Origin of the sequence: Mycobacterium sp. 1482292.6 (genome assembly GCF_001672995.1) — a bacterium.
In the GTDB taxonomy this organism is placed as follows: domain Bacteria; phylum Actinomycetota; class Actinomycetes; order Mycobacteriales; family Mycobacteriaceae; genus Mycobacterium; species Mycobacterium europaeum_A.
Genome location: NZ_LZKV01000051.1, coordinates 1 through 6,967, shown reverse-complemented (window position 1 = coordinate 6,967; position 6,967 = coordinate 1). Strand labels below are relative to the sequence as shown.

Genomic DNA, 6,967 nt, shown 5'->3' with positions numbered 1-6,967 from the left:
GGGTAGGACCCGCCGGGCGGCGGCGGGGGTGGCGGATAGGACGCGCCGCCGGATGGCGGCGGCGGAGGCGGCGTAGGCGGATTCTCCTGCCCACCCGATGGCGGTTGCTGCCCACCCGCAGACCCGGGCGACGAGGGAGGCGGCGGGTAAGCGCCGCCGGGCGGTTGATCTGTCATGGGCAACCTTCCACTCCGGGTCAGCTGGGCCCCTGGCTGGGACAGCGGAAACAGTACCCGAGCGGCTCGCGGCCGGGCGAGACGCGCGGCGCGCGCCGACGGCCACGCGCGGCATCGAAGGCTAGCGGCGCCCGGACAGCCCCCGCGGCCCGTCGGAGAGGAAACCCAGCAAGTCATACCGGGTGATCACCCCGACCGGTTTGCCCTCCTCGACCACCATCAACGCGTCCCAATCGCGCAGCGCCTTGCCGGCCGCGCTGACCAGTTCGCCGGCGCCGATCATCGGCAACGGGGGGCTCATGTGCAGCGACACCGCGTCGGCCAGTTTCGCCCGCCCCTCGAAGACCGCGGACAGCAGTTCGCGTTCGGAGACGCTGCCGGCCACCTCGCCCGCCATCACCGGCGGCTACGCGCCCCCACCACCCGGACCGGCGATCCGCACGCTGCCGACGGAGCAGTACACGCCGTGGCTGACCCGCGCGCTGGCCTTCATCATCGACATCCTCCCGTACGTCGTCGTGCACGGCATCGGCACCGCGATCCTGGTCGCCACCCAGCAGACCGCCTGCATCACCGACGTCACTCAGTACTCGGTCAACCAGTACTGCGCCACCCAGAACTCGACCGTCGGCATGGTGGCGCAGTGGCTGGCGTCGATCATCGGGCTGTTCTATTTGATCTGGAACTACGGCTACCGGCAGGGTGCCACGGGCTCGAGCGTCGGCAAGTCGGTGCTGAAGTTCAAGGTGGTCAGCGAAGTCACCGGTCAGCCGCTGGGCTTCGGGATGTCGGTGGTGCGCGCGCTGGCGCACTTCGTCGACGCGATCATCTGCTTCATCGGTTTCCTTTTCCCGCTGTGGGATTCGAAGCGCCAGACGCTGGCGGACAAGATCATGACGACGGTGTGCCTGCCGATCGACGGCGCCGAGAGGCCGGCCGTCACCTAGGCTGAGCGTCGATGAGCGACGACGCACCCCACGAGTTCACCGGACTGGCCACCAAAGCGATCCACGCCGGCTATCGGCCGGACCCGGCGACCGGCGCGGTGAACGCCCCGATCTACGCCAGCAGCACCTTCGCCCAGGACGGCGTCGGCGCCCTGCGCGGCGGGTTCGAATACGCGCGCACCGGCAACCCGACCCGGACCGCGCTGGAAGCCGCGCTGGCCGCCGTCGAAGAGGGCGCCTACGGGCGGGCCTTCGGGTCCGGCATGGCCGCCACGGACTGCGCCCTGCGCGCGGTGCTGCGGCCCGGCGACCACGTCGTCATCCCGAACGACGCGTACGGCGGCACCTTCCGGCTGATCGACAAGGTCTTCACCCAGTGGAACGTCGAGTACACCCCGGTCGCCCTGCATGAGCTGGACGCCGTCGCCGCCGCGATCACGCCGCGAACCCGACTGATCTGGGCGGAAACGCCGACCAATCCGCTGCTTTCGATCGCCGACATCGCCGCCCTGGTCGAGCTGGGCCAGCAGAGTTCGGCAAAGGTGTTGGTGGACAACACGTTTGCCTCGCCCGCGCTGCAGCAGCCGTTGACGCTGGGTGCCGACATCGTGCTGCACTCGACCACCAAATACATCGGTGGACACTCCGACGTGGTGGGCGGCGCGCTGGTCACCAACGACAAGGAGCTGGACGAGGCGTTCGCGTTCCTGCAGAACGGTGCGGGCGCGGTGCCCGGCCCGTTCGACGCCTACCTGACCATGCGCGGCCTGAAGACCCTGGTGCTGCGCATGCAGCGGCACAGCGAAAACGCTTCGGCCGTTGCGGAATTCCTCGCCGGGCATCCCGCGGTGGGCACGGTGCTCTATCCCGGCCTGCCCTCACACCCCGGCCACCAGGTTGCCGCGCGGCAGATGCGCGGCTTCGGCGGCATGGTTTCGGTCCGCATGCGCGGCGGCCGCGACGCCGCCCGCGACCTGTGCGCTAAGACCCGGGTGTTCATCCTGGCGGAGTCCCTGGGCGGGGTGGAGTCGCTGATCGAGCACCCCAGCGCCATGACGCATGCGTCGACGGCCGGGTCGCAATTGGAAGTCCCCGACGATCTGGTGCGCCTGTCGGTCGGCATCGAAGACATCGCCGACCTGCTGGCCGATCTGGAGCAGGCCCTGCACTAGCGGCGATCGCGAGCGCGAATGCCCTGTTAGCCGGGCGCACGTGCGATCGCGCCCGGCTGGCCGGGCGCTCGCCTAACGCGGCTGGCTAGGAGTGGTAAGGCTCCGCGCTGACCAGCGTGACCTCGACCGTGTTGCCGTTGGGCACCACGTAGCTGCGGGTCTCGCCCTCCTTGGCGTCGATCAGGGCGCCGCCCAGCGGTGAGTTGGGCGAGTAGACCTCGAGCTTGCCGTCGTTGACGCCCTCCTGGCGGGTGGCGATCAGGAAGGTCTCGGTGTCGGACTTGTCGCCGTTGTAGTAGACCTTGACCACCGAACCGGGCAGCGCGACGCCGGACTGCTTGGGCGCCTCGCCGACCTTGGCGTTGTTGAGCAGGTCCTGCAGCTGGCGGATGCGGGCCTCCTGCTGGCCCTGCTCCTCGCGGGCGGCGTGGTAGCCGCCGTTCTCGCGCAGGTCGCCCTCCTCGCGGCGGTCGTTGATCTCCGCGGCGATGATCGGACGATTCGCGATCAACTGGTCGAGCTCGGCCTTGAGCCGGTCGTGTGACTCCTGGGTCAGCCAGGTCACGGAAGTGTCCGTCATCTCGTCGTGCTCCTCGTATGTTGTTCCGCGAGTCCGCGTTGAGTCCTGTTAGCTCCGCCGCCCGGTGTGCGCGGGTGCCTCCCCGTGTGCTGCCGCTCCGTTTTGCTCACGTCCGCTAATGCAGCAACACGGTCCCAACCGGAACCGTGCATTCACCCATGTTACCACCGCGCAAACAGTTGATGACCCCATATTCGCAGTTCGCTGTGGATCTGCGAGGTCACGCCGGGCGCAGGTAGGCGGGCACATCGGTGCCGCAGCCATAGATGTCGGCGACCACCGGCGGCTCGAAGGATTTCACCGTCGTGGTCACCTGCACGGTGGCGGCATCCGACGGCGGGACCAGCAGTTCCCGGCGGCCCGTCTCGCTGCCGTCCTTCGACCGGACCCGCACGATGCAGTCCACCGGCCGGGACGGATCCGATCGCGTCACGCTGATCGTTATCGACGCGGTCTGGTCGTCGATCACCCGATAGCCGGCCGTCGTCCCCTTGACGTCGCTGGTGCCGAACCGGTGATAACCGATGACGGCAATGACGAGTCCGGCCACCACGACCAGCGCGCCCAGCGTGACGATCACCCACCGCCGGGGGACGCGCGACAGCCGGGAGCGCCCATAGCGGGCCTCCGGACGCGGAATCGGGGCTTCGGTCATGGCTGATTTCGCCTGGTGGTGGGCTGCCCGGCACCGGCCGACAGCATGCAACGAACTAGGAACTGGAATTATAGGGTCAGACCGGGCGACCACCAGAAGTGACAAAGGGAGCACGTGAGCGAATTGCGGTTGATGGCGGTGCACGCCCACCCCGACGACGAGTCCAGCAAGGGCGCGGCCACGCTGGCCCGCTACGCCGACGAAGGCCATCGCGTCCTGGTGGTGACGTTGACCGGCGGTGAGCGCGGCGACATTCTCAACCCGGCGATGGACCTGCCGGAGGTGCACGGACACATCGCCGAGATCCGCCGTGACGAGATGGCCAAGGCCGCCGAGATCCTCGGCGTCGAGCACACCTGGCTGGGTTTCGTTGACTCCGGATTGCCCCAGGGCGACCCGCCGCCGCCGCTGCCCGAGGGCTGTTTCGCGCTGGTGCCGCTCGAGGAGTCGATCGGGGCGCTGGTCCGCGTGGTCCGCGAGTTCCGTCCGCACGTGATGACCACCTACGACGAGACCGGCGGCTACCCCCACCCCGATCACATTCGCTGCCACCAGGTTTCGGTGGGCGCGTACGAGGCGGCCGGCGACTACCGGCGCTTCCCCGACGCCGGCGAACCGTGGTCGGTGTCCAAGCTCTACTACAACCACGGGTTCCTGCGGGCCCGGATGCAGCTGCTGCACGACGAGGCCGTCAAGCACGGCCAGGAACCGCCGTTCAAGAAGTGGCTCGAGCACTGGGACGCCGCGCACGATCCGTTCGAGTCCCGGGTGACCACGCGGGTCGAATGCTCGGCGTACTTCAGCCAGCGCGACGACGCGCTGCGGGCGCACACCACCCAGATCGACCCCGACCACGACTTCTTCGCCGCTCCGATCGCCTGGCAGCAACGGCTTTGGCCCACCGAGGAATTCGAGTTGGCCCGCTCGCGGGTCCCGGTGTCGCTGCCCGAGGACGACCTGTTCGCCGGGATCGAGAGCGACGCGTGAACCACCTCTTTCTCGTCGTGACCGCCGCCGGCTGGCAAGCCGACGGGCCCCCACACCACACCGGTCCCGACTTCGGCAAGGCCAGCCCGGTCGGGCTGCTCATCGTCGTATTGCTGGTGATCGCCACGCTGTTTCTCATCCGGTCGATGAACCGGCAGCTGAAGAAGGTGCCGGAATCGTTCGATCCCAAGCACCCGGAACCCGACCAGGCCGCCGACGAGGGCACCGACACGGTCGACCCCTCCACCACCCCGGACGACGGGGGCGGCCCGCCGCGCGCCGCGGGACCCGGCGATGAGCCCGGCTGACCCGGCAGCGACGAATACCCTTGGGCTGGCGACCAGTCCATACCTGCGCCAGCACGCCGACAACCCCGTGCACTGGCAGCAATGGACCCCCGAGGCGCTGGCCGCCGCCGCCGAGCGCGACGTGCCGATCCTGCTCTCGGTGGGCTATGCCGCCTGCCATTGGTGCCACGTCATGGCCCACGAATCGTTCGAAGACGACGACGTGGCCGCCGCGATGAACGCCGGGTTCGTCTGCATCAAGGTCGACCGTGAGGAACGCCCGGACATCGACGCGGTGTACATGAACGCCACGGTCGCGCTCAACGGGCACGGCGGTTGGCCGATGACGTGCTTCCTGACGCCGGATGGGCGCCCCTTCTTCTGTGGCACCTATTATCCGAAAGAGGGTTTCCTGCAACTTCTTTCGGCCGTCTCGACCACTTGGCGGGAGCGCCGTGGCGAGGTCGAGGAGGCCTCCGACCGCATCGCCGGCGAGTTGCGCCGGCTCTCGTCCGGTCTGCCGGGCGGTGGTCCTTCCATAGCGCCGCAGCTGTGCGACCACGCCGTCGCCACGGTGCTCGAGGACCGCGACGCGGTGCACGGCGGGTTCGGCGGTGCGCCCAAGTTCCCGCCGTCGGCGTTGCTCGAGGCGCTGCTGCGCCACTTCGAGCGCACCGGCTCACCGGAGGCGCTTACGGCGGTGACCCACACCGGCAACGCGATGGCCCGCGGCGGCATCTACGACCAGCTCGGCGGCGGCTTCGCTCGCTACAGCGTCGACAACGCCTGGGTGGTACCGCATTTCGAGAAGATGCTGTACGACAACGCGCTGCTGCTGCGCGCCTACGCGCACTGGGCCCGGCGCACCGGGGACCCGCTGGCGCGCCGGGTCACCGCGGCGACCGCCCGGTTCCTGCTCGTCGAGCTGGCCGACGGTGGGATGTTCACCTCGTCGCTGGACGCCGACGCCGACGGCCGCGAGGGTTCGACCTATGTGTGGACACCGGCGCAACTCAACGAGGTGCTCGGGCCTGACGACGGCCCTTGGGCGGCAAGGGTTTTCGCGGTCACCGAGAGCGGAACGTTCGAGCACGGCACCTCGGTGCTGCAGGCCCCCGCCGATCCCGAGGACTCGCAACGGCTGGAGCGCGTGCGTGCCGCGCTGCTGACGGCCCGCCGCGCCCGGGTCCAGCCCGGGCGTGACGACAAAGTCGTCACCTCCTGGAACGGCCTGGCGATCACCGCGTTGGCCGAGGCCAGCGTGGCGCTCGACGAACCCGAATTGGCGCAGGCGGCAATGCGTTGCGCGCGAACGCTGTTGGATTTGCACGTCGTCGACGGCCGGTTGCGACGCGCCAGCCTGGGCGGGGTGGTCGGCGACAGCGCCGCCATCCTCGAGGATCACGCGATGCTGGCCACCGGCCTGCTCGCGCTGTACCAGCTCACCGCCGAGGACACCTGGCTGACCGCGGCCGCCGAGCTGCTCGACACCGCGCTGGCCCATTTCGCCGACCCCCAGCGGCCCGGTCGTTGGTTCGACACCGCCGACGATGCCGAGCAGTTGGTGCTGCGGCCGGCCGACCCGCTGGACGGGGCGACCCCGTCGGGGGCGTCGTCGATCACCGAGGCGCTACTGACCGCGGCGCACCTGGTCGACGGCGACCGCACCGAGCGCTACCTGCGGGCGGTCACCGCCTCGCTCGGCGCGCACTCGGTGCTGCTGGAGCGCGCGCCGCGGTCGGCCGGACACTGGCTGGCCGTCGCTGAAGCCGCGGTGCGCGGGCCGCTGCAGATCGCGGTTGCCTGCGATCCGTCGGCGTCGGCTCTGTTGGCCGAGGCCCGTCGGCTGGCGCCCGGCGGGGCGATCGTGCTGGGCGGGCCGGTGGATTCGTCGCCGCTGCTGGCCGGCCGGCCCCGAGTCGCAGGCGCCGACGCCGCCTATGTCTGCCGCGGCCAGGTGTGCGACCTGCCGGTCACCACCGCGCCCGAACTGGCGGCCGCCCTGGGTGTCTCCGGTCACTGAGCCGATGGTGGTGACCCGTCCCCCGCAAGCGGGCGGGGTCCCCGCGGAGCTGGGGAGTGCCCCCGGCGCCCGGCTGCGCCGTGCTGGCGATCACCACTGAGTCGATGGTGGTGACCCGCGGCGCCCGGCTGCGCCGTGCT

The 6,967-nt window shown here is 70.1% G+C and carries 7 protein-coding genes and 2 pseudogenes; 5 read left to right on the top strand and 4 right to left on the bottom strand.

Going from position 1 to position 6,967, the window contains the following annotated elements; genetic code table 11:
* Together A5624_RS28905 and A5624_RS28900 are read right to left on the bottom strand one after the other, a co-directional pair.
* Positions 1-176 (bottom strand): annotated as a pseudogene (locus A5624_RS28905) (RDD family protein); the annotation flags it as partial.
* A 121-nt stretch (positions 177-297) separates the two neighbouring features.
* Positions 298-582 (bottom strand): annotated as a pseudogene (locus A5624_RS28900) (CBS domain-containing protein); the annotation flags it as partial.
* On the opposite strand from A5624_RS28900, the gene A5624_RS04705 reads away from it, so the two are divergent.
* Together A5624_RS04705 and A5624_RS04700 are read left to right on the top strand one after the other, a co-directional pair.
* Positions 476-1,123, top strand: coding sequence for an RDD family protein (locus tag A5624_RS04705; RefSeq protein ID WP_197518920.1), 648 nt, complete (start codon positions 476-478; stop codon positions 1,121-1,123). The pseudogene A5624_RS28900 and the gene A5624_RS04705 sit on opposite strands and share 107 nt — an antisense overlap.
* A gap of 11 nt (positions 1,124-1,134) precedes the next feature.
* Positions 1,135-2,295: a cystathionine gamma-synthase gene (locus tag A5624_RS04700; RefSeq protein WP_066862302.1), complete on the top strand. Its 1,161-nt coding sequence runs from the start codon at positions 1,135-1,137 to the stop codon at positions 2,293-2,295.
* 85 nt (positions 2,296-2,380) lie between these two features.
* Here the strand turns inward: A5624_RS04700 and greA are convergent, their stop codons facing one another.
* On the bottom strand, positions 2,381-2,875 hold the full coding sequence (greA, locus tag A5624_RS04695; RefSeq protein ID WP_066862299.1) for a transcription elongation factor GreA: 495 nt from the start codon (positions 2,873-2,875) through the stop codon (positions 2,381-2,383).
* 220 nt (positions 2,876-3,095) lie between these two features.
* A complete protein-coding gene (locus A5624_RS04690) occupies positions 3,096-3,530 on the bottom strand; it encodes a DUF4307 domain-containing protein (RefSeq protein ID WP_066862296.1) in 435 nt (144 codons plus the stop codon).
* Between the two features lie 114 nt (positions 3,531-3,644).
* On the opposite strand from A5624_RS04690, the gene mca reads away from it, so the two are divergent.
* From mca to A5624_RS04675, 3 genes are read left to right on the top strand one after another with little or no spacing between them, the layout of a single operon-like run.
* Positions 3,645-4,517, top strand: coding sequence for a mycothiol conjugate amidase Mca (mca, locus tag A5624_RS04685; protein ID WP_066862293.1), 873 nt, complete (start codon positions 3,645-3,647; stop codon positions 4,515-4,517).
* Entirely contained in the window at positions 4,514-4,825 is a 312-nt protein-coding gene (locus A5624_RS04680; protein ID WP_066862289.1) for a hypothetical protein, read from the top strand. Before mca ends, A5624_RS04680 begins: the two co-directional genes overlap by 4 nt.
* Positions 4,812-6,827 (top strand): thioredoxin domain-containing protein, encoded by a 2,016-nt coding sequence (locus A5624_RS04675; RefSeq protein WP_066862286.1) that lies wholly within the window; start codon positions 4,812-4,814, stop codon positions 6,825-6,827. The genes A5624_RS04680 and A5624_RS04675 overlap by 14 nt, the downstream gene beginning before the upstream one ends.
* Positions 6,828-6,967: the final 140 nt, after the last annotated feature.